Consider the following 23,956-nt stretch of genomic DNA (forward strand, 5'->3'; position numbering starts at 1 on the left):
CGGCAACGCCAGCGATGTGACCACCGCGCCTGCGGTGCTGGCCGAAGCGCCAGGCCGGATCCAACGTCTGGCAGCCGACAAGGGCTACGATGCCGACTGGCTGCGCGCTGACCTCCGCAAGAGCGGCATCACGCCGGTCATCCCGGGCAAGCGCGGCCGCAAGCGGAAGATCCGCCACGACAAGAGCCGCTATCGGGAGCGGTGGCGGATCGAGGCGACCTTCAACCGCCTCAAGGACTTTCGCCGGATCGCCACCCGCTACGACAAGCTCGCACGCAACTACGCCTCGGCCCTCGCTCTGGCCGCCGTCATCGCCTTCTGGTGCTGATCGAGTCCAAACCCTAGTCTCTTCGCCTCCAAGGATGCAAACGTAAAAGCATCGATCGTCTTCGAGAGTCGTTCGATTTGGACTGCCAGTTCGGTGGCCCGCTGCTCTCTGGTTGCCTGCTGTTCCGGCGTGTCCTGCGAGATGTCGATGACGGCGGCGCCGACTACAGTTCCGGCGCCGATGCCGAGAAGGATCACAGCGGTGGAGCTAATCGAAGCGGAAAAATCCCACGTCACTACGCCGATTAGTAGATACATCCCGAGAATAATAAAGAACCACCAAGCGCCTTGTAGCCGAGAGAGGCTATAGGGCCCTCTGTTTGCCGTCGGCTTCGTCGGAGAAAGCTCTCCATTTACTATGGGAACGGCGTAATCGGGAGGGGCGGCATCTCTCATGATGTTGGTCCGGTTGGCAAGCAACAGAAAGGCGGCAAGTAGCGCAAAGAAACATGTGAGAGCGCCTGCAAGAGACCATCCATTGACTACCTCAAGATCCAGGACCGTGGAGCTGCTGTTCGCCGGCAGCGGAATTTCTCCTTCCATTCGGAGCGTCACAGACACTTTCCGCGGCTCGAAGCCAGGTGAGCCCAGAAGCTCCGCCCAAAGCGAGCGTTGGGCCGAGGTTCTAAGCAGACGGAAGAAGATTACATTCGAATCCTTAGTGCTGGGCCCGAAAATTGTCATTTCCGTGAAGGATCTTCCATTTAATACTGGTATTATCGACTTGTTTCTGCATTTTGCTTCATCGAGCAATTTCGGTAGCGCCTCAATCTCGACCCCGATCCAGTCGCCGAGCGCTACGCCCCGTAGTGGAGGCGAGGCATGAACGGCTGCGGAAGCAGTAGCTGGCCCTTCGAGTTTGTAAGCAGACTGGACGGAAGCGTCCGACGAGGTGCACTCGGCCCCCTGCACCGAGGAGACTGCAAGGACGGTCGTTAGGAGGATCGCACCAAAAGCAGCTGAGGATCTCAAGCTCGCCCGAATCAATCTGACCATGATAAACTCACATTTTCCAGGCGCGGGCGGCTTGGTTCGGTTTCATAAATAAGATAGCCTGGAACGTGAGCTGGGGGAAGGAGTGTAAATCCGTCGGAAGTGCTGAATAAGGCGTGCGATTTTTTCAACTCAAACGACCGCCGTCTCCATTGTCGGCGTGTCGTAAGTGTATGTATTTGATGTGATTTCAAGGCAAGAAATTATCTTGCGTAGAGGAAATTCATGAATCAGGTCGAATCCACCGCCGCTATCCGCGTGGTGGCAACGTACGCTCGTCGATTGTGGGCCGAGTGATGGGAGTTCGGACGATGAGTTCGGAGGTGTACGCCGTCGATACCGATCAGGTAGCCGCCGCCACGGCGCGCTTCCGGGATCGAAGCGCCGATCGCCTCGCGGCGGGAGACGCCGTCGCCCGAGGCCGCTACAATGCCGTGACATCTTCAGACCGGCTCGCGAAGCGGGTGAACCGGGTCCTGGCGCATCTCGCGCAGGCAAACCCACTAGCCGCCGGGAACGGTCTTCCAGACGCCGTTCGCAATCTCGTGGGTAGGACCCTGGCACCGGAGGATATCGACGACGAGCTCTACGAGCGAGTCATTGAAGCCAACGACCTTTTGTTCGTCGAATTTCTTGACCGAGGGCGTCAAGCCGCGCGCGCAGTCGGTCTCATCGCGACCGATCTCGATGGACGTCGAACTGCCTTTGGGACAGGCTTCATGGTCTCTCCGGACCTGCTCATGACCAATCATCATGTGCTGGAGTCGAAAGAGCTCGCCAGTCGAAGTTCCCTCAGGATGGATTTCGCGCGGGATGGCGCCCGTCAGTCACTGGCCGTTCAGACGTTCGCGCTTGATCCGGAACGCTTCTTTCTGTCGAACAAGGAGCTCGACGTCGCGCTCGTAGCGGTCGGACCCATCTCTGACGTCGGAGTGAAGCTCGCCCAATACGGTTGGCTGCCACTCATTCCCGACGAAGGCAAGATCAACATCGGCGAGTCCGTCAATATCGTCCAGCACCCGCAAGGTCAGATCAAGCAGGTCGTCGTACGTTCGAGCGAGTTGGTCGATGTCGCGAACACTCGCGGCGAAACCGATGTGGACCGCTTCCTGTGGTATCGTGCGGATACGAAGCCGGGGTCCTCGGGATCGCCGGTGTTCAACGATCAATGGGAGGTCGTTGCGCTGCACCATAGCGGCGTCGCTCGGACCAATGCGAAGGGTGAGATGTTGGACGTCGATGGTCGGGTCTGGCGCAAGGGCGACGATCCGATGCGGCTCGATTACGAGGCGAACGAAGGTATACGGGTTTCCCGCCTCGTCCGCTTTTTGAGCGAACTTCCAGCCGACGCAGGACTGACGGCGGCGCAACTTACTCTGCTTGCCGCTGCGGTCGGCCGGACGCCAGCGGGAGACGGAACGGGATCGGTCTTGCCGAAGGCCAATGCAGGCGATCTGGCAAACGCGGCCGAAACTCTTCCCAATCCGCAGACGCGCGCCGCCGCTTCGACAAGTCCCCAATCGTTCATCGCCGAACCGGCTTCGACTCCGGCGGCATCGTCTGCCACGGTGCGCCTCACTGTCCGGGGCCCCGCCGATCTCGTCGTTCCAGTATGCCTGGAGATCCGGATCGTGGAAGATCACCGGAAGGCGGTGAATGTCGTAGATGCATCTAGTGAGGCCAGTGAAGCGGAACGCGCAACCGGCCCGAGCCTCCCCTTGAGTCCGCCGCCGGAAGATCCGGCACGTTCGGACGCTACGCTGCTCGGTTATCGGTCGACGTTTCTAGACGTCGAGGTGCCGATGCCGCGGCTCGACAACAGCGTGCAGGCGAACGCCGCTCGAACGAAGGATGGAGGGATCGAGCTCAAATACCATCACTATTCGGTGTTGCTGCACGGTCCCCGGCGGATCGCCTTCGTCTCCGCCGTCAACGTGGATGCCGAGGCTCCGGCCAAGGTCGCGCGCATAGGCCCGGAGCGGTGGCGCTTCGACGACCGCGTTTCGCGCGATGTGCAAGCCGGCGCGGAAGTCTACGGTGACAATCCCTTAGACCGCGGACATCTCACGCGACGGCAGGATGCGGCCTGGGGTGCGGATGCGGCGGAGGCGCAGCTCGGAAACGACGACACGTTCTTCTGGACCAATTGCTCTCCGCAGCACGAGGTTTTCAACCAGAGTACGAAAGCCGAAGCCCGGAAGCTCTTGCTATGGGGCAATCTTGAGAACCACGTCACTAAACAGGCCAAGGCAAACGGCGGCAGGGTCTCGGTCTTCAACGGTCCGGTGTTACGCCGGGACGACCGGGACTATCGCGGGATCAAACTCCCGCGGCAATTCTGGAAGATCGTCGCTGCGGTTCGAGAGGGAGGAAAGCTCGGCGCCTACGCATTTCTCCTCAGCCAGGAAGAGCTGTTGCTCGAAATCGACACCGAGGCTTTCGAACCCGGGCCATTCCGGCCTTGGCAGGTGAAGGTCTCCATGATTGAGCACCTCACGGGCCTCCGTTTCGGTGAAGCGGTCCGTGCGGCCGATCCACTTGAGGCAGAAGGTGCCGAGCGGGCCTTCGAGCGGGAGACAGCCGTCGTCCGCCTCGAAGACCTTGCCGACGTAGTGCTCTGACAGCGGAGCGCACGTCATGCCCTTCCTCACTCTCGCGCCCCGTAACGTCGGGCCTCGTCCCGACTTTGCCGAAGAGCGTTATCTGCCGAGTCTTCCCGAACCGCTGGTCGTGGCCGTTCTGGATCGCACCGAGGAATGGGAGGGGCGCACGACGGCCGTCCTCGTGTTCGGCTTCCGCTACCTGCATTCCGGGTCCGGAGCCGAAATCGATGTGCCGGACCAATTCATCACGGACTTCGCCTCGATCCCGCCGGGTGCGCGGGTCGCTTTCGAACCGTTCGGCCGCCACGCGAAAGCCGCCGTATTGCACGATTGGCTATATGCCGTCGGCGAGCCCGGAAAGAAATGGTTCGCCGATCAGGTCTTCTACGACGCCATGATGGAACTGGGTGTCGACGCTTGGCGGGCGAAGACGATGTACATGGCGGTCCGGGCATTCGGAGATGGCGCCTACAGCCAGGCGGAGAGCGGCTGGGACAAGCGTTGGGCCGACTGGCACTCGGGCGATCGGCTGGCTGGAGCACCGACGAAGCGAGAGCGCTGGTTCCAGGAAAAGTGGTCGTCCTCGCCAGAGGCGGCCTACGCTCAATGGTGATCCGAAGTCTGCGAGGAGGACGCAATGGCTTGTCTATACGAAAGCGATGTGCCGGCCGAGGCCTTGGATCGGTCACGCGAGGTCGACATATTCGGCGCTCGGTATGTGCGATATGGCGACATGAAGTTCTACCTACCCATCGACGTCGAAGACGAGGAGGCCTACGTTTCAGGCGGTGTTTGGCCAAATAAGACTGTCCGAGTCGCGTTCGCCGACGACCTCGCGCCAAACCGCCGTCAGAACATCAAGGACGCGTGCGGTGCCTGGACCAACGCCACCGGTATTCATTTCACCGAGGAGGCAGTATCGAACGAATTCGCCTACTTCCAGGCGAGCGATGCCAATAACGCGCCGGTTGGCTATCATCCGGGCCGAAACGCGGTCGTGGAGATCGCCTCGTGGGGCGATCTCGCCCGCATCGCCCACGAAGTCGGGCATGTGCTCGGACTTCAGCACTAGCACCGGCGCATGGACTCGACCACTTATTTCACCGTCAACGACGCGAACCTGACGACGCTCGGAAAAGCAAATTACGACCCGTGGTCTGGCGGGAAGACGAAAACCGAGTACGATTTCGAATCGGTCATGCATTACGAAGCTCAGCTAGGTGATACGCATTTCGTAAGAGACCCGTCGCAACCCATTCTCCTTTTCAAGGCAGGATTCGAGCAATGGTCCGGAAGGGTTGGGATTCATGCGATTTCGAAGCTCGATGCTCAGGGAATAAAAGCTTTCTATGGTATCGCTTGACGTGAAAGGCAGCACTCGGCCATTCGAGCGCGACAGTCGGAGTCCGGGATGCAGAGGCTGTTCCGGAAGCCGTAACAGACGTGTCATTCGCCCGAGGGAGCGAAGGACCGAGGCGGGGTAGAGGATCGCTCGCTGGGAACGCGGCCTCCGGTACGCCCCTGTCCGCTTCAGCACGCAGACGAATTGGCCGACAGGCAGGCGACATTCGGCACATGGAAGTTGCCGCTGGCGACCCGCCGCTCATCTCGGACCGTTCGGCAGACTAAATGGGGGGCAGTTCGCGCCGACGTTTAGTCCTTTATTCGGAGCAAGTCAGCCATCGCAGCCTGCATCTTGCAAACGCGGGTTGGACTTCCGAAACTACAAAGCTTGCGACGCTTCGGTTCGCACGAACCGTTGAGGTCCGACGTCTGTCCGGCACGGATCTCAGCTCCGTCCGCGCCTCGACCCCCGCACGAAACCTATTGCCCAGGGGGCTGGACAGGCGAATTGTGGCAAAAACAGCGACGTTTCATAAAAATTTAGAGCTTTAGGTTGTAACTTTCCACGAGCTCATGTCGAGCCACTCCTTTTCTTCCATGCTCTTCAAAGAAATTCCTTCGGATAAATTCCATATCACTCGATGAAGTACCCGAGGTATTGCGTATGCGAATTGAGCGTTCGAAGGAAGTTCGCTGATAATATCGGCGTTGATGGTTGGATATCTCTTCTTCAAATCCGTTTGATGCTGGAAAATAGCTGCGATTTCTGATCCGGGCATGAAAACCGCAATCGAGTCTTCGGGCTGGGTTCCCGGAGGATGGATGCGTATTTTTTCCAGTCCGGTTACGTTGCTGCCGTCTGGGTCTAGCTCCTGTTCCACGAAGGAGCGAATCAACAGCGGGGCATCTTTTTCCCAAACGATCCTTACGTAGTCTCTCATGTCCTTGTGGCCGAGAAGAAGCTGCAGACCTGCCGCCACTGCTCTTTCTCGATCTCGAAGGATTTTGAGTTTGTCACGAAGCTCCACAACAGCTATGCGATCTGCCAATGTATCTGTTTCTGCGGCCTGCCGATTTGTGATCTGAAACAGAAGATCTTCTGTTTCCTGCTGGCGCAGAATGATGCGACCTGCAGGATAATCGATCAGATCGTGAATCAATTCCTTAATCGATATGGCCAACTCGTCGTCGTTCATAAGCAATTTGGCATTGGCTGCCCGCCATGTCGCGAGCAATGGCGTGGCAGGTCCAGTGGAGAACGGACCAAAGTGTTTCGCTGCTACATTGTTATGACGCGTAGCTCTCCGAACGAGTTCGCCCCAGCCGAGTACCGAAACCGAAAAGAGGCCTTGCTGCTTGTGGCGGTCAGTTATAATTCGGGCGTGCTCCTGGAGCGGCTGATCGTCTGGGGCCGTTGAAATCAAATAGAAAGCTTGAAGAGGAGGATTAAAATTTTTGGCTTTCTCGACTTCTTCATCGAGTTCGGATGTTGTTACCTCTTTGACCGGCCATCGGGTCTTTTTCTTGCATTGAAGGCCGACTGGCCAGACCGCACCTATGCGGCCGACGATATCGACACCATGCTGGGCTTGGCCGGCGCGTCCATGCCGAACGAGTGTGGCATCTTGCCATTCCTCCTGAAAGGTATCGGCACAAAGCTCCTCGAAGTGATCCCAGCTCCTTGGCGGTGCTAGATCGAAATGGACATATCCGTTCACGAAACAGCTCCTGACACGAGGATTGCAGGTCGTAGCAAGTTACATCTACCCCGCGAGCCCGTCCGCATACGTGCCGGCGGCGAGGAGTGCCATGCATGATCCGGGCGCCATCCTTCGACCCGAATATGGCGGGAGGGCGATGCGCCGGTGCAGGGGTTGGAGAGTCCGCGCAGCCGGCCGTGGGCTCGGCAACCGGCCGATACGCGTTTGCCGGATTGCGGCAGCGACTGGGGCCGAAAAGTGCCTCGATCGCATTCGACGATCCGCGCCGTCGGTCGTGCGCGTGTCAGTGAAAGCGCGGCCCATGCGCAACGAACTGCGCGACGGCATCAAGTACGCGGCCGATCAGAGCCATGCCAGCCGCGTCCGGCATGAGCGACTGACCATCTTGCACGGTGAGGAAGCCGGCGCTGACGCCATCATCCGATCGGCTCTCCCGGACAGTGACCACGAACTGCTGCTCCGGAAACTCGGCCAGGAGGTACATCTCCAGGCGCCGGAGGCGATCCGCGTCCCGGGTGGTGTCCAGAGGCGCAAACACGACGATTGCCCCAACCTTGTCCTCAGTATCGGGGATCAGCAGCGGCTCTTGGTCGGGCGTCATCGGACCTCTCATCACGCGGGAACCTTGGCCGCGCTCACGGATTCACTCGCCAGCGAGCCGGCGATCTCAGCCCCCGATCCCCTTGGCTCATCCCTTCGCCCGGCCTCTGCGTCAGCGGGGCCGGGATTTTTCTGTTTCAGACCTCGATTTGGTCGTGATGCTGGCGCTCGGCCCCACGCTCGCAGGCTCGCGCGACCAGCCAGTCGCCGAGCCGCAAGGCATCCATCGGCGTCAGGTCCAGATAGGGCTCCGGCTGTAACTCCTTTGCTCGAACGATGAGGCTGATCTGCCAAGCGCCGGCGCTCACCGTAAGCGCGTCAAGATGCAGCTCGTCGGTATCCACGGCATCACCCCTGCAAGCTCTCGGCGAAATCATCCGGGATCTCGCCCTACTGCCCGAGGATGGTGACACCCTCCAGCTCGCCTGTCTTGTCGTCGGCCACGATCTTGAGCGCCGCCGCGCCGGGCATTCGCGCCGAGAGCGCTTCGGCCTTCTTTCACGCGCCGAACTCAGTGGTCGCCGGCTCCTGACGTGCGGGTCGCAGCCGCTTCCGGTGAATCTCAAACGGCTGCACGTGGTATGTCGTCTTAAGCGCCATGTCCGTTTCCTCCTATCACGCAGCCTTCAGATCGACGTCGATGTCGACATCCTGGAAGGCACGCAGCCACACCGGCCGACCCTTCGGGTCGTAGACCTCCACTTGCCAGCGGCCCCAGTCGAACCACTCGACCGCCTCCATGAGCGCGAGCGCGACCCGATCCGCGTGCCGACGTACCTGCATAGCGGACTGACACGTGCGGCCCTCCAGGTCCGTCACCAGCTCGTGCCCGTTCGTGCAATGGACGCGGTAACGCCGCGCTGGCATTAGCCTTTCTCCGGTCCATCCACAGCGCTCCACCGCCGTCTCAACACCGCCCGATCGAACGGTTGAACCGCGGCCGTCCCTGCGCTTTGTTCTTTATCTGTTCTAACGGGGTATCGGACCGCGATGCACGCCCTTCCGCACGAACCACCTGTGGACATTCGCCTCGCCGAGGCCATCGCGCTCCACTACTATCAAGCCGCGCAGCGCGACGGTTGGACCGCCCTGGTGCAAGCGGTCGCGGACGCGCTCGTCGATCTCGACGCGGCCGAGCGGCACGCTGCGGCACAGGGCCGGCTAGTCTCCCACGGCTATGCCCGCGCCCCGTTGAACGGCTGAGTTGATGCAGAAGCTCGGCGACATCGCCGGCGACCGGCTGACTATCGACTGCGCCACCTGCCGTCGGCACGGCAGCTACCGCCTCGACGGCCTGATGGAACGGTTCGGACCCGAGGTCTCGACGCTTGATCTGCTTCGGGCGCTGACCGCTTCCTGCCGGCACCAGCGCGGCCCCGGCGCAGCGGTGGCGCGCAAGTACGAGAGCCAATGCCTCGCGACCCTACGATTACCGATGGCCGTCAGCTTGGAGCCACCGGTTCCGCCCGGCACACCGTTCGCCATCGAGGTCTGGGACGAGCGTGGCCGCGTCGAGATGCGGCTCGGAGTGATCTACCCGCTCGACGGCGCGATCGCCGCTTTCGAGGCAGTGAAGAATGCCTACCCGCGCAACGAGATCACGCTGCGGCAGGCCTGCCGGGTGCTGTGCAAGCGCGAGCGGCCCGGACAGCCGGTTCACGTCGACGCCGATCCCGGCGTCGCGCGGTGAGCATGCGTCACCGCTGGATCCCACCATGGCACTTTGCAGGCAGATCGTAGAGTGAGCAGCGAATCGTGAGCCTCGGCCGCTTGACCGTCGAAGCGTCCAGCCTTGCCGTCATCAACGACTTAGTAAAGCAGGCTGACTTAATGTCGCGCATGCCTCAGGAGGGTGCCGCGTTGCGTCAAATCCTACGCCTCGAAACGCCGTTGCCTTCAGCTCTATTAAGCTGGTTTACCATTGCAGTGATCATGTGGCTGCAGGCGGCTCATGAAGGTCCCCCCTACTTGCATGCATCGTCAGTGATGTGTGCTTACGCCAGCATCATATCCTTCTTCTGTTCATCATTGATGTGGATGCGATCTGCAACAGCAGAGAACTATCCGCGCGAATGGAATGTAGCTGGTGCGGGTTTTAATGGCATAGGCGCCGCATTCGCTATAGGAGCGATCTCTTTTCCTGATGTAATGGACAAAGGTTTTATCCAGATCAATGCGGATGCAAGCCAAGGATATGGTTGGGTTTTGTCAGCTCTGCTGCTTGGCGGGTTGTTAGTACTCAGAAACAGACGACATCACTAAGTTGCCGATGCGCATTCTTGGCAAACTCGTTGTGCCGGAGCGCGCTACGCAGCGTCTGCACCTCGCGCATGGTGAAGCGCATCTCGATGTTGCGCGGTCCAGCACCATCGCCGGCATCAACCTTCGGGATACCGGCCGTCGCATTACCTTTTCGCATCAAGCCCATAGCCGAGCCCGACACCGAGCGGAAACCAGAACAGCAACCCTTCCATTACCCCTCGGTCTCGCTGATGTACTCCGCCAAGATCGGCGTCTTGAGCGTGCCGACGAACGCCGTTTAGCGCTGGAGCCGCTCTCGATTTACTTCGCGGGATTTAGAGCCACCGTCGGCAAGAGAATTTCGGCTGCGGCAGCAATCATGTGCGCGAGCTCGATGTGCACCGCGATGAACAAGTGATCAATCACGCCAAGGTAGTACGGAGCGGCATCACCTTCGATCTCAAAGCCCGTCCTGAGGGCCAGCATGTTACCCAGCTCGACGGCGTCACCGTTGGCGATCGGCTGCGCCCAAAGGTGGACTTGGGATTCGTCGATGACAACCTCGGCCGTGTTCGTCGCGTTGTCGACCTGGATCTTGACCGGGAGGCGCCGCAGCAAACTCGGCAGGATGAGCCGGTGCTTGTCCTGGTTGCTGGCTTTTTGGAGAACGTGGAGGACAGGGCCCGCGATTGCCCGGGCCTGTTCGATAAAGGCCAGCGGGCGATCTCGTATCCCCTTCACCTGACGGCGCTCGTTGCTGTTGAGCGCCATGCCGACGCGCCCGAACGGAAACTGGGTCAGCCTCGTGTCGTTACGAGCGTCGCTGAGCTTCACCAGCGCGCAGGCACCGTAATCGAGTGCGCCTCGAAGGCTGTGCACGATATCGCCCACGACCAATCCAATCTCCGCCGGGGGCTGCCTGCTGATCAGGATCTTGACCATGCCGTCCGGCAGCGTCGGATCAGACACGACCTGATAAGGCCGGTCTTCCGCGTAGGCGGCTTCGATATCAAGCAGCTTCTGGATATGCGTGGCGGCCCAGCGGTACTTCACGATGGCCGCCTGCAACTCGGTTGGAGGCCAAGGTAGGTTCACAAAATTCGGGATTTCCTGGTCCGACATCGCTTGCCCGAATCCTATGTCAATGCTGATCGCTCAGCGCGGATGCCGCTCTTGGATCGGATCAACCCTGGTAAGCTGCATGAACCTCGGCGCCACTGAGTTCGCGTCTGCCTTTGAAGGCGGCGGCAATCCGCTCGACCGCCGCCGGCGACATGTTGTTTTCGGCGCGCCCTTGCGCAAAGGCCATGAACTTGCGGTCCAATTCGCCTGAGATCTCATCATCGGGGGAGAGGTGGAGGCCGAACTGGAGGGCAATGAACCGCCGCCGATCTTCGGTGGCGTTGCGCATCAATGCCTGAACAAATTGACGTTCGTCGACTGGGCTCCCGTCGCGGTTCAACAAGCGCTGCGCTTGAAAAGGTGAAAGCTCTGCCGCGAAGCCGCCTAGGCAGATGTGAGGTCGATGGAGCGGGAAGCCCTCAATGGTGCACTTCCCGTTAGGGCCGTCAGCATTGTCGAAGATTGTAATCTTTTCAACGCGTGAACCCAACTGGATGGCGGTTTCGGCGTGCCTAGCCTCATGGAAGCACACCAGCTCATACGAGCCGTATGTGATTTTATCGGGCATCGAATCAGGGGTGCCGGGGCCAACAGCTTTCCCGAGGGCTGCGAGCACTCCTCTCGCACCCGCGAATCGGATCCTGAGTCGCATCAGGCTTCCTTGAGCTCGCTGATGTAGTCGCCCCAAACCGGCGACTTCAGGGTCGCGACGAACGCCGCGTGACGCTTCCGCTCGGCATCGGCCAGTCGGGACTTGAACACGCGTGGCGCCACCGGCCGAGCGGCCTCCGCAGCGGCTTTATTCACCGTAGCCGCAACCGGCCCCAGATCGAATCCGACCTGCTTGCCGCCCAGCAGCTCGACGTACACTTCCGCAAGGATCTGCGCGTCGAGAAGCGCGCCGTGCTTCGTGCGCCGGCTTCGGTCGATCCCGTAGCGGGAGCACAGCGCGTCGAGATTGTTGGCTGCGCCCGCGTGCTTGCGCCGGGCGATCAGCAGTGTGTCGACGACGGCGTCGAGCTGGATCGCCAGCGGCTGCGACGTGGGCAGGCGCGCGAACTCGGCATTGAGAAAGCGGACATAGAAGGGGGCGCTGTGGATCATCAGCGTGCCATCGCCGATGAAGTCGATGAGCTCCGGCGCGATGGTGGCAAACAGCGGCTTGTCCGAGAGGAAGGCGTCGGTCAGTCCGTGCACCGCTAAGGCGTCCGGATGCACGGCCCGCTGCGGATTGATGTAGCGGTAGAAGGTCCGGCCGGTCTGGGTATGGTTCATCAGCTCGACGCAGCCGACCTCAATGATGCGGTCGACCTTCGCGTCCGTGCTGGTGGTCTCGGTGTCGAGGACGATTTCGCTTGTCATGACGCTTGCGTCTTCATAATCTTTCCAACGGCAGATAAATCATAAGAACTCCTGTGTATTCGACCAAATTAAAATATCCGAAATACTATAATTATCAAGTGCTCACAGCAAAACGTTCAGCAATGCGGACGTCGCATAATTGTGCTGTCAATCATAATAGTATAGAGATTACTGTTAGAAAAACGAGAATTAATTTATTTCAGCAACAACATCTCCCTTATCTACAAACTGTCCGACGACACATCGAAACTCTATAATGCCTTCAATCGGCGACAACACAGTTCGCATCGCGATCAGATTGTGTATCAATGCCACAGATCGCAACGCCTCATCACGTTCAGATAAGTTTTTAGCGCGTTCTTCATTAATTTCCGATAATTTTTTGAGCTTTCCATCTTTTGCTTCAGCGTAGGCATATTGGGCATCCGCCAAATCTTTGGCAGACAGAGCCACGGTGCCAGCCTCCTCATTCCCGATCACCCCGGCAGGCTTAACTTCACCAACTCGCTCTTTCTCATGCTGAAATTTCAGAAAAGCTTTGCTGAATATGTACTGCCTCCGACGAACGCCAACTAATTCGTCGAGGGGCAAGAAAACAAATCTGTCGAGATAATCATCGCTCAACCGATCGGCTGAAACAGCGTTAAGAGCCAATTTGCTCTCAAGCTTGGCAACCTGACGGTCCAACTCATATGAATCCAACCGGAAGATCGGATCGCCTTTTTTTACTTTCTCACCGCTATTTACATGCGCTTCAGAAATCCAACATGGCAAAGGCGACAATATAATCATTTGACATCTCACTCGATCGAGAACAGGACCGAACCAAGCTTGCACGGCGATCCTTCACCAACGAACAATTGAACTTTACCAGCAACAGGGGCCCGCATCTTCAATCTTTCGATTTCTTGTTGAAAATATAACTCTTCCTTGTCAATAAGTTGCAATACAATGTCTAGATGCTTTGCGGCCGCCGAAGAATTAACATCGAAACCATCGCGCTCAATTCTTATTTTCAGATTTTTGAGGCGCGCGTCGATTAGCCTCTTTTTGTATTCAATAGCTTCAGCTCTCGTCGCTTCACCGACTTTGATTTGTTCCTTTTGAGCGAAGACTTCTTCGCTTATACTCTTAAGCGCCGCGGCCGATGATGAAATCATTTGGTCCATAGCAGACAACCTATCTGCTCTCGCCGGGTCAATCATATTCAATCTTTGTGCGGCGATTGTAGTTTTTTGACTTTGTATTTTTAGAACTTCGATTTGCTGCTCCTCGGAATTGAGCTGCAAGATAGCGTCTCCCGCGGCAACGATCTGTTCGTTTTGAACAAATAACTCCTGAACTATTGCGCGCTTGGGTGATTTCTGCTCAATCATCAATATGGCCTGCGAACGATTCGCTCCAGGCAAATAGACCTTACATTCGGAAGCGTCGCAAGGTTTCCCTAATGTCCTCTGGCTCTTCCAACGATCCACCGCAGCCCCCTCCTCCGCCGCCACCGCCCCCTCCTCCGCCCCCTCCTCCGCCCCCTCCGCCTCCGCCTCCGCCGGATGAAACATCTAAGATGTTTTCACTGATAAGCAGTGTTATAGGACAAACAAATGTCGCGCTGAAAGGCGCTAACGAGGCAATCTCAAATGCAGGCGATATCTTCACCGCAAGTTCTTCATTATACGCAAACCCTTCCGGTGCATCGGCAGCCCAAGCTGCGACAAAACTTTCGGTCGACATAACTTACGATCGCATGGCTACCTCAGCGGCGATAAGTGTAGGCGCCACCGCCGAGGCAACTGCGGCAGCATTCTCAGCCGGACTTGCAGGCACAGAAGTCGGCTTGCCAGCAGGTCCTGCCGCGCCATTGATAGGTCTAATAGCGGGCGTTGGATCATATGCATATATGAGCAGCGCAACTGTCCGTGGCGGACTGGAGCAAACTGCTAATAATGCGATGTCGGCAGTTTATAGTTCTTACGACAGCGCAATGCAAAGAGGGGGCGAGGCGTATAGAGATATGGAGAGGTCGATATATAACCTCTACGGACAAGATTATAGTTATTGACGCATGAAATAGCCGTTATGATCTAAGCTTAGTCAGTATTATAAGTAGTTATCAAACAATTTCTTGTTTGTTCTGACTTAGTCGTTGCAATAATAAGCTGCATGCAAAGACTGTATTGGTCAAGCAGTCTAAGTTCGTAGTTCCTCAGGCCTCTGCGCGGCTCTGATTTCGCTAATTCCCTTGCGAAATTGGCCGCAGCGAACTGGAACGGCTGAGCCGCAGGGAGCTGATCGAGCTGGTGCTGCGGCTGGAGCGGCCGGAGGAGACCTCACGTACCTTAACCTGATCGGTATCATGATGCCACTCACCGACAGCGCCAGGCGGACCCACTCTTCCGGCTCTGGAGCCCCTCCGGAAGGCGGCTTCTCGGTCTTAACGCCGGAACTGGACGTCGAGGATCTCGAAACGAGCTTGCGGTTCTGGTGCGACCTGCTCGGCTTCAAGATTGCCTATGACAGACCGGCCGAGGGCTTCGCCTATCTCATCCGGGGTGGCGCTCAGATCATGCTGTGTCAGGGCATCGGTCGCTGGATGACGGGCGCTTTGGAGCGTCCCCGCGGACGTGGGGTGAACTTCCAGATCATGGTCGATCGGTTAGATCCGGTCTTGGCCGAGCTCGCCTCTGCGCAATGGCCGCTGTTCGAAGAGCCAAGGGACGCTTGGTATCGGACGGGCCCGGTCGAAGGCGGTCAGCGGGAGTTCCTTGTTCAGGATCCCGATGGGTATCTCGTGCGCCTTGCCGAAAACCTCGGAGAACGGCAGCCAGAGTAGCGTCCCTCAGTCGACCATGTAGGCCCATGATTTCTGACCGCTTTTGGGAAGCGCCGATGACGACTCGCACGGCTGCTTCGCGTCGTAGGCGGAGCGGCCGTTCCAGCGCCGTTTCGATATCGTCCTCTTCTTCGTCGATCGTACCCTGAGAGTAAGCGCTCGTTGGCAGGCGTCTTGCGGGATAAGATCCTGGAGTTGGATACAGTGCTGTCGCGAAGGCCTGTATCCGCCCTATGTCTGGACCTACGATCTCGCTCCATATCGTCGTAGCCGGCACGCGTCGCTCGTGGACGCGTGAGGAAAAGCGAGCGATCCTCAATGAGGCGCAGAGCACCGCCGCGTCGATCTCGTCTGTGGCACGCCGCCATGGCCTGACGCCATCGCTGCTCTTTCGCGGGCGACGCGAGGCCTGGGATGAGGAGCGGGCGGCGGCCCTGCCGGTTCCGCCTCCCTTCGTTCCGCTCGCACTGCCGGCACCGGCGGGGCTGCCGACGCGTGACCAGGGTGCGCCGGGTGGCGCCATCGAGGTGGAACTGGCCGACGGCCATCGGCTGCGTGCCGAGGCGGGGCCGATCCGGCCTTGGTGCGGGATCTTCTCGCGGCGCTGCTGGATCGATGATCCCCGTTCCCTCGGGCTCGCGCGTATGGCTGGCCACCGGCCACACGGACATGAGGAAGGGCTTCGACGGGCTCGCCGCGCTGGTGCAGGACCACCTGCACCATGATCCGTTCTCCGGTTAGGCCTTCGTCTTCCGCGGCCGTGCGGGGCGGCTGATCAAGGTCCTGTGGTGGGACGGCCAGGGGCTGTGCCTGTTCTCGAAGCGGCTGGAGAGAGGCCGTTTCGTCTGGCCAGGGACGGCAGGGGCCGCGGCGGCGCTCTCGCCGGCTCAGCTCGCGATGCTGCTGGAGGGGATCGACTGGCGGGCACCCGAGCGAACGGACCGGCCGCGCATCGCGGGCTGAGGGCGGCCGCGCCCGAAGGGGCTGGCGGACCCGTCTTGGGCAAGCTAAGCTATTGGCATGGCTCTCGATCCTGCCTCGCTGCCGGATGACGTGGATGCGCTCAAACGCATGATCGTCGGCATGGCGAGGGACGCCGTTCATGCCAATACGCTGATTGAGAAGCTCCGCGGCGAACTCGCCAGGTTGAAGCGGGCGCAGTTCGGCGTCTCGTCCGAGAAGCTGCAAGCCCGCGTCGAGCAGCTCGAACTCGCCATTGAGGCCCTGGAGGTCGACGAGGCCGAATGCCTCGCGGCGGCCCCGGTCGTCGCCGAGGCGGTCGAGGCGGCAAGCTGAGGGCCGGGGCGCCGCCCCTTGCCCGATCATCTGCCACGCGAGACCGTCGCTCATCCCGGCCCCTGCGCCTGACCGGCCTGCGGCGGTCGCCTGCGCCGGATCGGCGAGGACGTGACGGAGAGCCTCGATTACGTTCCGGGCCGCTTCAAGGTTGTACGGCACGTGCGCGAGGCCTTCTCCGGCCGAGCCTGCGAGACCGTGGTGCAGGCTCCCGCGCCCTACCACGCCATCGCCCGCGGCCGTGCCGGCCCCGGGCTGCTCGCGCATATCGCCGTGGCGAAGTTCGACGATCACCTGCCCCTGTATCGTCAGTCCGAGATCTATGCGCGGGACGGCGTTACATTGCAGACCTCGACTCTGTCCGGCTGGATGGGCGCCACGGCCGCCGCGCTGGCCCCGCTGGCCGAACTCCTGCCCTGGAACTGGTCGCCGCTGACCGCTGATACTCAGGCCGCCTAATTAACAGGGACGCTCGCCGAGCGCTTACCCCTAAGAGGAGACGACGACGATAGGACACCGAATTAAGCCATGTCTGCGACTATCGCTCACCAGATCGAATGCGAGGACGGTAGGGTCCGTTTGACGTTCCATCGTCATGAGGTTGGCTTCTTCTTCTACACCGAAGACAGCTTCGAGGCCTGGGACGACACGCCTGCGGTTTGGCGAGAAGGATATCCTCCTTCCGGTCTCTTCGCGACACTGAAGGAGGCTATGGCTGAGGCCGGAGCTATTATATCCTGGTTGCTGGCTGCCTCCACAAGGGTACGCACCACCCCAGCCGAAGTTGTCGGACGATGACTGACGGCCGCTTTGAGGAAACACGAACTGCGCTCCTGGCGGCTGCGTTGGGTCGAAATCTGGCGCCTGGGCCTGTCGGGAAAACCATGGTTTTACGTACAATCCGTCAACTACTTGTCCTTGTTAGTTTTCAAGAGTTGTGCCAACAAATCCAACTATCAATCACTGGCTTGGGTAGCAGCTATTTTATCGGCAATCAAATACTTGTAGAGAAACTCCCATGTTGAGACACATTTCTAGGTCAATCCCGCGTCCATTTAAATTCAAATGGGCAAAAGGAGCAAATACATGAAAGATAACATCGATTCCTTCAGCTCCGCTTTGGATTTTTCCAAATGGGCCGGCGAGAATGCCTTAAAGAAGCGCGCGCTTGATTTGCAAGAATTAGAAATTCAAATGAAATTAGAGGAACAAAAGCGGTCACGCTGGTCCAATCCTCTCGTCATTGCAGTATTAGCCGCAGCTCTAGCTGGCGCCGGAAATGCTGTCGTTGCCTGGATAAACGGACGCAATCAATTAGAGCTTGAAGAGTCGAAAGATACTATTCAGCAACGCATTGAGGAGTCTAAAGCCGAGTCTGCTCGCATCCTTGAGGCGGTCAAGGCTACTGATCCGGATCAGGCCGCTGACAACCTTCAGTTTCTGTTAGACACTATGCTAATTAGCAATGCTATGAGGAGGCAACACTTAATCATATATTTGAGAAATCGTCCCGGAGGTCAGGGCGTCGCCACCCAAGCTTTCAGTCCATTTGGTCAAAATGATTCTTGGATACGAAATTTTTCTCCCAATAATCAAACTGCGACACCAGACAATACTCAGCAATAATAACAATGCACATTGACTACTATTCAATGGCCGAGAATCCGCATAAAAGATCTGTCTTAGTATTATATATTGGATCCCATTTTATTTTTACCGAACAAGAATAAGAATAATCAACGTGCCCGAAGGTTCTCTTCCGCCGGTTTTCGCCTGTAGTCAGTTGAGATACTACGTGCTCAGTTCCAATGCCATGTTGGCGCATAAATTGCGCGGCCAAGTCATTGCACCATTCCGATTGTGAGTGGCCACCGCCTCGCCATCCGGAATTGCCCGACACTACTTCTTCTCGATCCCATCTATTAAGACCGAATTCCGGCCGAGCGCAGGTCGAAATTACTGCCTTCTTTTTGCATTGAAAATCAGAAATTCTTGAAAATATTCTCTGTCTGCAACTTGAAATATCTATATCTGGCGTTGAAACCTCGAATTTTACTATAGATTGATAATTAGAAAATACTTTTCCGTCATCAGAGAGATATTTTTCTCCTAACAATTCTTTGATACTTTGATTTATATTTTTCTCTCTAAGATATGCAGAATTATTGTCGCTACTGGCAAATTCTGATTTTAATATTTTATCGCACATGGCAATAGAGAAATTTCGTGCGTCTTCTAAGCACGAGGCTTCGGCCGTGAAGCACGGTAAAACAATTGATAATAATGCGAAAAATTCAATTTTATTTCTCACGACTACGTCCCCCAATAAAGAAATTCGAATAATTCCATAATTATCTGATTGCTCCTCTTCAATCTGACTATATACGATCGGTACCGAGGCTCCCGCCCACACGAGTGATTTACACTTATAGCGCTGGTTCATCACGTGACCAAGTCCAGGGGCGCCGGCCACCTGCAGAGGGCCAACGAGGTCAGCAAGCGGTATCGACCCTGGTCAGCCGGATTGAGGCCCATGTTTGAGGGGCTGCGCGCCTGCATCTCCACGACACGCCCGTCCCAGTCCTGACCAAGGGCAAGACCGGCACGGGCCGACTCTGGACGATGGAGCGTGACGACCGTCCCTTCGGCCGGCCCCGAGCCGCCGGCTGTGGCCCACTTCTACTCCCCGACCGCTCCGGCGCGCATGCCGAGACCTGGCTGGGCGACTTCCACGGCCTCGTGCAGGCGGAGACCTTCCCCAGGTTCGGTCGGCTGTACGAACCCGGCCGCAAGCCAGGTCCGCTTCGCGAGGCGACCTCCTGGGCGCATAACAGGCAGCGTGGAGGCTAGCCATGTCAGGCCCCATACCAGGTCTTGAGTTCCACTCGACGCCGCCTGTTTCCTAGCGTGCCCTTATGCGAATGGCTCATTGCAGCCGGTAGCGTCCTGTGTGGATGGCTCCCGCATTGCAAGTGGCGAATTGAGCTTCTGACGCGTTGGTCGGGTGCAGTCTTGTGTCCGGCCTGTCGATGCAGTCGTTCATGTTGACCGCTGGCCCTGATGGTATCCGCGAGCTGGGTCCCACTCTGCTTTGCGGGCTATGACGCCCTGGACAGCCGGCGGGGTGTCCCGGCTCCCGGTCTGACGGGTTCGCCATCAACTCTCATCGTCCTCGCAACCTGGAAACGTCTCCTCTACGTGCTGTCAGGCGGCCGTGGCCGCCGGTGCGCGGTAGGTGCCGCCGCGGGTCATGATCGCCCAGGCGACCCGCGCCGTGCGATTGGCCGCCGCCACAGTCACCACGCGCACCGGCTTGCGCTGGAGCAGTGCCGGCAGCCGCGGGTCGACCGAGGTCGGCGTCGCCTTCGCGCGCCGGATCAGAGACGTCATGCCGACTACGAGCAGCCGGCGCAGGTAGCGGTCGCCCATGCGTGAGATCCGGCCCAGGCGCTCCTTGCCGCCGCTGCCGTTCTGCAGCGGTGTCAGTCCCAACGAGGCCGCGAACTGCCGACCGGAGCGGAAGCGCTCTGGCTCGCTCACCGAGGCGGCGAGTGCCGTCGCCGAGACGATGCCGACACCCGGGATCGTCGCCAGGCGCTGCGACAGGTCGCTGTCCCGATGCCAGGCCAGCAACTCCTTCTCCAGCCGGGTGAGCTGGATCTGCACGGCACCGATCTGATCGGCCAGCCCGGTCACCACGCGCTGGGCGAGCGGCGGCACCTCGGCCGCGTCTCCGGCCGAGGTGCCGCCGCCAGTTCGAGCGCGTGCCGCAGGCCCCGCGCCATCTCGATCCCGAACTCGGCGAGCAGGCCGCGGATCATGTTCACCAACTGCGTGCGTTGCTTGACCAGCAGGTCGCGCGTCCGGTGCAGCGCCAGCGCCGCCTGCTGCTCGGTCGACTTCACCGGCACGAAGCGCATGCTCGGACGCGCCACCGCCTCGCAGATGGCTGCGGCGTCGTTCGCATCGGTTTTGCCGCTCTTGACGTACGGCTTCACGTAAGCCGGCGGCATCAGCCGCACGTCGTGGCCGAGCTTCATCAGTTCCCGGGCCCAGTGGTGCGCCGTGCCGCACGCCTCCATGCCGACCAGGCAGCGCGGCAGCTTGGCGAAGAACGGCACGACCTGCGCGCGCCGCAGCGCCTTGCGAACGACGACGTGCCCAGCTGCATCGACGGCGTGAACCTGAAAGATGCTTTTAGCCAGATCGATGCCGACGGTGGTGATCTCCATGGGGATGGCTCCTGCATGAGCGTGGCTGCTGCTTTGACAGCAACCACATCTTGGCATCGAGATGCCGTCAGACGGAGCGGTAGCCATCCATCCCATCTGCTTTGGGGCAGCGATGCGCGAAAGCGGAAATCCTCGCCGAGCCCGCTCACGACCGGTGGCAGAAGGTCGGAAGGTCCGCTCCGAGGCAGCTTGCTGGAAGGGAACCTGTGACTGGGTCGGGTAGGTTTCTACATATCTGCTTTTGCGTCGCAATGCATGAAAGCGGATATTGCAAGTGAGCTTAACGCCAACTCATTGTGGGTTAATATGAATCTGCGCGCCCGAGAATGTTTATTATATTCGCAATTATATACCGAACTTAGCACATTTGATTTATTTGTCAACTGGATTAGGCCGCAGAAAAAATTTGAGCGCTATGTATAAAAGACATTTATTTGAATTTCTCTGCTCAGGCCGGCTTCATTTTGTTTTCAGCTTCTTCAACGATAGCTTGGAACGCCTTAATTCGATCAGTCTGACCTGAGTTCCTGGGATCGTTCTGATTGAGCAACTTTCTGTTAAGCTCTAAAATTTGCCGCGCATGCGAGATCACGTTTTCCGTCTGCACTATAGCAAATTCGTTTTGAATGCTTAGTGCCTCTTGCAGATCCCGCGCCTTAATCAATTTCTTCGAAAAATCAAAAGTAGCTGACATGTTCTTTTCGGAAAGTATCGTGTTGCTCGAATTAATCTCACGTACATAAACAAGCAAGTAGTCTGACGTCTTTGCTTCCGCTTCTATGCTTCGAGTCGCATCCGAAATTTCGACGTAAAGTCGACGAGCCAAATCAATAGTTGCAACGAACCGCTCCGCGAGATCGGCGGTCAGAGGGGCAGTGCGATCAATCGCATCAATACTGCGTTTACTTGCTGACTGCTCGCGCGCCATACGTTCCGCTCGTCTACGCACTTTGAGACTGTGTTCTGGGCCCTGTCGAAGCCATGGTTCTGGAGCTGTCTGACGCTCCTCATTGCTGAAGCGATCCTCTGTTGGCAAAAGATCATCAGAACGATCGATATAGTTCGCTCCCAGCCGCTCGCGGTCGCCCTCGTAGACGACGAACCTGCCACCAAGCGTATGATTTTCGCGAGCTACCACGTTGATGTTCCTAGAAAATAACTGCAAGCCTCTGTCGGTGCGTCTGGTTGGTCAAATCCAAATGTCCGTACCATCCTACTCCGCTCAACAGGAGCTTCCCATAGCTGCTGCCATCGGGCGCTGAGGCGCGTGCGAGATGATACATAAGATCGTCATCCGAGCTTCGGGCTGCAACCCCAGCAAGGGTCGCGTACATCATGCTGGTAGGGTACGCCCGATGACCCTCTGCGATCCTGTCGCGGATGGGCCCCGCGTTGTCCGGGGCGAACCCAATTTTTGCCCAGACGTAGCCTCCGAAGTCGACGTCTGCATTCAGCTCAATCTGAGTGACGCCAAGATCGTCGTAGGCTTGGACGCTGCCCCGCATCATACGAACTGACGATCCACTGGAATGATGCGCCTCTGGAAGGCGAAACATTTGGTGAATTACCGTCCAATTGGACGGACTAAGCGCCTCGAATTCACGCTCAATCCAAACATCGACTCCGCCTGGTGGGCTAATTCCTACAAACGTCAATATGCCGGCTTCTGCTCGCCAGCTAAGGGTGAGATCGATACCCGTAGGCACGCCAGCGAGCAGGAGCTCGGTTGTCGCACGCAGATGCTGTACGTCGCGGAAGATGCCGAAGCTCAGGGCGCTAGGATCAACCGCAAGCTGGTCGCCCGCCATTAATGGCCTCGGCTGAGGTGTGCCAGGCCAGCAGGGAAAATGAGAGCTCATCGATCGGTAGCGATAGGGCACTCAGCGGCCGATCACAATTGGCGAATTGACCTGCCGATATATCGTAAGCGCTGTCTGGGCGGCACCTTCCGGCAGACGGTGTGAAGGCACATACGGAGCGGAATGGGAGCTCCGTCACATGTCGATGTCAGGGCGTATGGCTATGTCGGAGCCGATCCGGCGCCTGGAGCTGTTCACCGGGGCTGGCCGGCGCCGGACGTGGTCTGATGAGGAGAAGGCGGCCATCGTCGCCGAGAGCGATGGGCCGGGCACCTCGATCAGTGCAGTGGCACGCCGGCATGGTTTGAGCGCCTCGCAGCTGTTCACGTGGCGACGCCTGGCGCGTCAGGTTGGGAGACACGACGGCGAACGCCCACTGCAGTTCGTGCCGGCCGTGATTAGTTTGGGACCACAGGAGCCGACGACTGCCGAGATGAGCCCCGGGGTGGGGGAGCGATGCGGCTGCCACAGCATCGAAGTCGAGATCGCCGGCGCCACGGTCCGCATCGCTCAGGACGCGAGCACGGCTCAGATCACCGCGGTGATCCGGGCGCTGAAGGCTTCTTCATGATCGGGCCCTCCGGCGCGGTGCGCGTGATGCTGGCCACACGGCCTGTGGACTTCCGCAAGGGCATGGATGGGCTGTCGCGTTGACCTACCGTACCTGCGTCGACAACCCGGCCCGCTTCGGACGATCGCAATGCGTCGGGGCGCATTATGGACTGACGCCGCGGCTCTACCAGTCCGGCGAGACGCTGCGGGTCGGCCGGGTCTCGAAGTGCGGCGACAGGATGATGCGCGCCGCACTGTATGAGGCCGCGCTCGTGCTGCTGACTGGCCCTCGGGTTCGATTGTCCTCGCTGAAGGTCTGGGGGCTGGCTGTGGCCAAGCGCAGAGGCATGCAGAAGGCCCTCGTGGCCGTCGCCCGCAAGCTGGCGATCGTGCGGCATCGCATGTAGCGCGACGAGAAGGACTTCCGCTGGTCGGCCGAAGCCGCGACGGCGGCCTGAAGCTTACGGATCAGCATCACGTAACACCGAGCTCCTCCGGCGTGGAGGAGGTCCCTGTGGGGACGACCGGAGCGGGTGAGACCGAGGAAACTCGAGCGTCGGTTCTGCCGAGCGCGCGGCTTAGATGGATCCGCCCACTCCCTCTAACCCCATCAGGAGGCGGCGTTCGCTGACCTCGGAGAGAAGCAAGAGCTCCACAGGACCGATCACGCGTCGAACCAGGATGCGCACGAGAGGGCGTTGACCGATGAACCCCGAATAGAGAACAAGTTTCCCGAAGCGACGTCCGCCAACACCTGCTTTTCCAGGGACAGGTCCGTCACGAGCCGGCGCAACCGCGCGTTCTCGCACTCCAGATCCTTCATCTTCCTGGCCTGGTCGACCTGGAGGCCGCCGTACTCCTTGCGCCAGCGGTA

Annotated in this window: 26 protein-coding genes and 7 pseudogenes; 18 read left to right on the plus strand and 15 right to left on the minus strand. The window is 58.9% G+C overall.

Annotated elements, in window-relative coordinates; genetic code table 11:
• On the plus strand, positions 1–328 hold a 328-nt coding region (locus BM314_RS28670), incomplete at its 5' end, for an IS5 family transposase (RefSeq protein WP_107353653.1).
• On the opposite strand, the gene BM314_RS30340 is transcribed toward BM314_RS28670, so the two are convergent.
• Positions 280–1,323, minus strand: a complete 1,044-nt coding sequence (locus BM314_RS30340) for a hypothetical protein (RefSeq protein WP_139237901.1) — start codon at positions 1,321–1,323, stop codon at positions 280–282. The genes BM314_RS28670 and BM314_RS30340 overlap by 49 nt on opposite strands.
• Positions 1,324–1,631: 308 nt before the next feature.
• On the opposite strand from BM314_RS30340, the gene BM314_RS28675 reads away from it, so the two are divergent.
• From BM314_RS28675 to BM314_RS31400, 3 genes and pseudogenes are all read left to right on the plus strand, one after another.
• A complete protein-coding gene (locus tag BM314_RS28675) occupies positions 1,632–3,941 on the plus strand; it encodes a DNA/RNA non-specific endonuclease (RefSeq protein WP_170868207.1) in 2,310 nt (769 codons plus the stop codon).
• Positions 3,942–3,957: 16 nt separating this feature from the next.
• Positions 3,958–4,536, plus strand: a complete 579-nt coding sequence (locus BM314_RS28680) for a DUF1353 domain-containing protein (protein ID WP_091981902.1) — start codon at positions 3,958–3,960, stop codon at positions 4,534–4,536.
• Between the two features lie 120 nt (positions 4,537–4,656).
• A pseudogene (locus tag BM314_RS31400) lies at positions 4,657–5,286 on the plus strand (M12 family metallopeptidase).
• A 529-nt stretch (positions 5,287–5,815) separates the two neighbouring features.
• Here BM314_RS31400 and BM314_RS30350 read toward each other — a convergent pair.
• The 5 genes and pseudogenes from BM314_RS30350 to BM314_RS28710 all read right to left on the minus strand — a co-directional run bounded on the left by BM314_RS30350 (position 5,816) and on the right by BM314_RS28710 (position 8,371).
• Positions 5,816–6,985 (minus strand): hypothetical protein, encoded by a 1,170-nt coding sequence (locus BM314_RS30350; RefSeq protein WP_139237903.1) that lies wholly within the window; start codon positions 6,983–6,985, stop codon positions 5,816–5,818.
• A 286-nt stretch (positions 6,986–7,271) separates the two neighbouring features.
• A complete protein-coding gene (locus tag BM314_RS28695; RefSeq protein ID WP_043759921.1) occupies positions 7,272–7,589 on the minus strand; it encodes a hypothetical protein in 318 nt (105 codons plus the stop codon).
• A 136-nt stretch (positions 7,590–7,725) separates the two neighbouring features.
• Positions 7,726–7,932, minus strand: a complete 207-nt coding sequence (locus tag BM314_RS28700) for a hypothetical protein (protein ID WP_043759923.1) — start codon at positions 7,930–7,932, stop codon at positions 7,726–7,728.
• A gap of 46 nt (positions 7,933–7,978) precedes the next feature.
• Positions 7,979–8,188: pseudogene (locus BM314_RS31165) on the minus strand (hypothetical protein).
• 15 nt (positions 8,189–8,203) lie between these two features.
• Entirely contained in the window at positions 8,204–8,371 is a 168-nt protein-coding gene (locus BM314_RS28710; RefSeq protein ID WP_244540079.1) for a hypothetical protein, read from the minus strand.
• Between the two features lie 234 nt (positions 8,372–8,605).
• Here BM314_RS28710 and BM314_RS28715 point away from each other — a divergent pair, with 234 nt between their 5' ends.
• The 4 genes from BM314_RS28715 to BM314_RS30360 all read left to right on the plus strand — a co-directional run bounded on the left by BM314_RS28715 (position 8,606) and on the right by BM314_RS30360 (position 10,131).
• On the plus strand, positions 8,606–8,791 hold the full coding sequence (locus BM314_RS28715; RefSeq protein ID WP_338037297.1) for a hypothetical protein: 186 nt from the start codon (positions 8,606–8,608) through the stop codon (positions 8,789–8,791).
• A 4-nt stretch (positions 8,792–8,795) separates the two neighbouring features.
• Positions 8,796–9,278: a hypothetical protein gene (locus BM314_RS28720; protein ID WP_244540080.1), complete on the plus strand. Its 483-nt coding sequence runs from the start codon at positions 8,796–8,798 to the stop codon at positions 9,276–9,278.
• Between the two features lie 65 nt (positions 9,279–9,343).
• On the plus strand, positions 9,344–9,850 hold the full coding sequence (locus BM314_RS30355) for a hypothetical protein (RefSeq protein ID WP_139237904.1): 507 nt from the start codon (positions 9,344–9,346) through the stop codon (positions 9,848–9,850).
• 68 nt (positions 9,851–9,918) lie between these two features.
• On the plus strand, positions 9,919–10,131 hold the full coding sequence (locus BM314_RS30360) for a hypothetical protein (protein WP_139237905.1): 213 nt from the start codon (positions 9,919–9,921) through the stop codon (positions 10,129–10,131).
• 19 nt (positions 10,132–10,150) lie between these two features.
• On the opposite strand, the gene BM314_RS28725 is transcribed toward BM314_RS30360, so the two are convergent.
• The 5 genes from BM314_RS28725 to BM314_RS30370 form a co-directional block, all read right to left on the minus strand.
• Positions 10,151–10,951, minus strand: a complete 801-nt coding sequence (locus BM314_RS28725; protein ID WP_052083721.1) for a hypothetical protein — start codon at positions 10,949–10,951, stop codon at positions 10,151–10,153.
• 61 nt (positions 10,952–11,012) lie between these two features.
• Positions 11,013–11,567, minus strand: coding sequence for a hypothetical protein (locus BM314_RS30365; RefSeq protein WP_139237906.1), 555 nt, complete (start codon positions 11,565–11,567; stop codon positions 11,013–11,015).
• A gap of 35 nt (positions 11,568–11,602) precedes the next feature.
• Positions 11,603–12,313, minus strand: coding sequence for a DNA polymerase III subunit epsilon (gene dnaQ / locus BM314_RS28735; protein ID WP_091981910.1), 711 nt, complete (start codon positions 12,311–12,313; stop codon positions 11,603–11,605).
• Positions 12,314–12,502: 189 nt separating this feature from the next.
• Positions 12,503–13,150 carry an HlyD family secretion protein gene (locus BM314_RS28740; protein WP_139237907.1) on the minus strand — a complete coding sequence of 216 codons (648 nt, stop codon included), beginning with the start codon at positions 13,148–13,150 and terminating at the stop codon, positions 12,503–12,505.
• Entirely contained in the window at positions 13,114–13,872 is a 759-nt protein-coding gene (locus tag BM314_RS30370) for an HlyD family secretion protein (protein ID WP_170868206.1), read from the minus strand. The genes BM314_RS28740 and BM314_RS30370 overlap by 37 nt, the downstream gene beginning before the upstream one ends.
• A 5-nt stretch (positions 13,873–13,877) precedes the next feature.
• Here BM314_RS30370 and BM314_RS28745 point away from each other — a divergent pair, with 5 nt between their 5' ends.
• The 7 genes and pseudogenes from BM314_RS28745 to BM314_RS30375 all read left to right on the plus strand — a co-directional run bounded on the left by BM314_RS28745 (position 13,878) and on the right by BM314_RS30375 (position 18,065).
• On the plus strand, positions 13,878–14,372 hold the full coding sequence (locus tag BM314_RS28745) for a hypothetical protein (RefSeq protein WP_162483078.1): 495 nt from the start codon (positions 13,878–13,880) through the stop codon (positions 14,370–14,372).
• A 294-nt stretch (positions 14,373–14,666) separates the two neighbouring features.
• On the plus strand, positions 14,667–15,143 hold the full coding sequence (locus BM314_RS28750; RefSeq protein ID WP_091981917.1) for a bleomycin resistance protein: 477 nt from the start codon (positions 14,667–14,669) through the stop codon (positions 15,141–15,143).
• 615 nt (positions 15,144–15,758) lie between these two features.
• Positions 15,759–16,106: pseudogene (gene tnpB, locus BM314_RS28760) on the plus strand (IS66 family insertion sequence element accessory protein TnpB).
• A gap of 57 nt (positions 16,107–16,163) precedes the next feature.
• The gene (locus tag BM314_RS28765; protein WP_091981922.1) at positions 16,164–16,439 is read left to right on the plus strand and encodes an IS66 family transposase; all 276 of its coding nucleotides are present in this window, start codon (positions 16,164–16,166) and stop codon (positions 16,437–16,439) included.
• Between the two features lie 84 nt (positions 16,440–16,523).
• A pseudogene (locus BM314_RS31405) lies at positions 16,524–16,622 on the plus strand (IS66 family transposase zinc-finger binding domain-containing protein); the annotation flags it as partial.
• Positions 16,602–16,898, plus strand: coding sequence for an IS66 family transposase (locus tag BM314_RS28770; RefSeq protein ID WP_348272754.1), 297 nt, complete (start codon positions 16,602–16,604; stop codon positions 16,896–16,898). The pseudogene BM314_RS31405 and the gene BM314_RS28770, both read left to right, overlap by 21 nt.
• Positions 16,899–17,525: 627 nt before the next feature.
• Positions 17,526–18,065, plus strand: a complete 540-nt coding sequence (locus tag BM314_RS30375; protein ID WP_139237909.1) for a hypothetical protein — start codon at positions 17,526–17,528, stop codon at positions 18,063–18,065.
• 19 nt (positions 18,066–18,084) lie between these two features.
• On the opposite strand, the gene BM314_RS30380 is transcribed toward BM314_RS30375, so the two are convergent.
• From BM314_RS30380 to BM314_RS28780, 3 genes and pseudogenes are all read right to left on the minus strand, one after another.
• Positions 18,085–18,882 (minus strand): hypothetical protein, encoded by a 798-nt coding sequence (locus BM314_RS30380; RefSeq protein ID WP_139237910.1) that lies wholly within the window; start codon positions 18,880–18,882, stop codon positions 18,085–18,087.
• 761 nt (positions 18,883–19,643) lie between these two features.
• Positions 19,644–20,671: pseudogene (locus BM314_RS28775) on the minus strand (IS110 family transposase).
• A gap of 448 nt (positions 20,672–21,119) precedes the next feature.
• The gene (locus BM314_RS28780; protein ID WP_139237911.1) at positions 21,120–21,809 is read right to left on the minus strand and encodes a phasin family protein; all 690 of its coding nucleotides are present in this window, start codon (positions 21,807–21,809) and stop codon (positions 21,120–21,122) included.
• A 391-nt stretch (positions 21,810–22,200) separates the two neighbouring features.
• Between BM314_RS28780 and BM314_RS30385 the strand changes: the two genes are divergently transcribed.
• The 3 genes and pseudogenes from BM314_RS30385 to BM314_RS28795 all read left to right on the plus strand — a co-directional run.
• On the plus strand, positions 22,201–22,482 hold the full coding sequence (locus BM314_RS30385) for a hypothetical protein (protein ID WP_139237912.1): 282 nt from the start codon (positions 22,201–22,203) through the stop codon (positions 22,480–22,482).
• A 211-nt stretch (positions 22,483–22,693) separates the two neighbouring features.
• Positions 22,694–23,101, plus strand: coding sequence for an IS66-like element accessory protein TnpA (locus BM314_RS28790; protein WP_244447704.1), 408 nt, complete (start codon positions 22,694–22,696; stop codon positions 23,099–23,101).
• A 70-nt stretch (positions 23,102–23,171) separates the two neighbouring features.
• A pseudogene (locus BM314_RS28795) lies at positions 23,172–23,489 on the plus strand (transposase); the annotation flags it as partial.
• A 311-nt stretch (positions 23,490–23,800) separates the two neighbouring features.
• On the opposite strand, the pseudogene BM314_RS28800 reads toward BM314_RS28795, so the two are convergent.
• Positions 23,801–23,956, minus strand: a pseudogene (locus tag BM314_RS28800) (transposase); the annotation flags it as partial.

The organism is Methylobacterium sp. 13MFTsu3.1M2 (assembly GCF_900112625.1).
Taxonomy (GTDB): Bacteria; Pseudomonadota; Alphaproteobacteria; order Rhizobiales; family Beijerinckiaceae; genus Methylobacterium.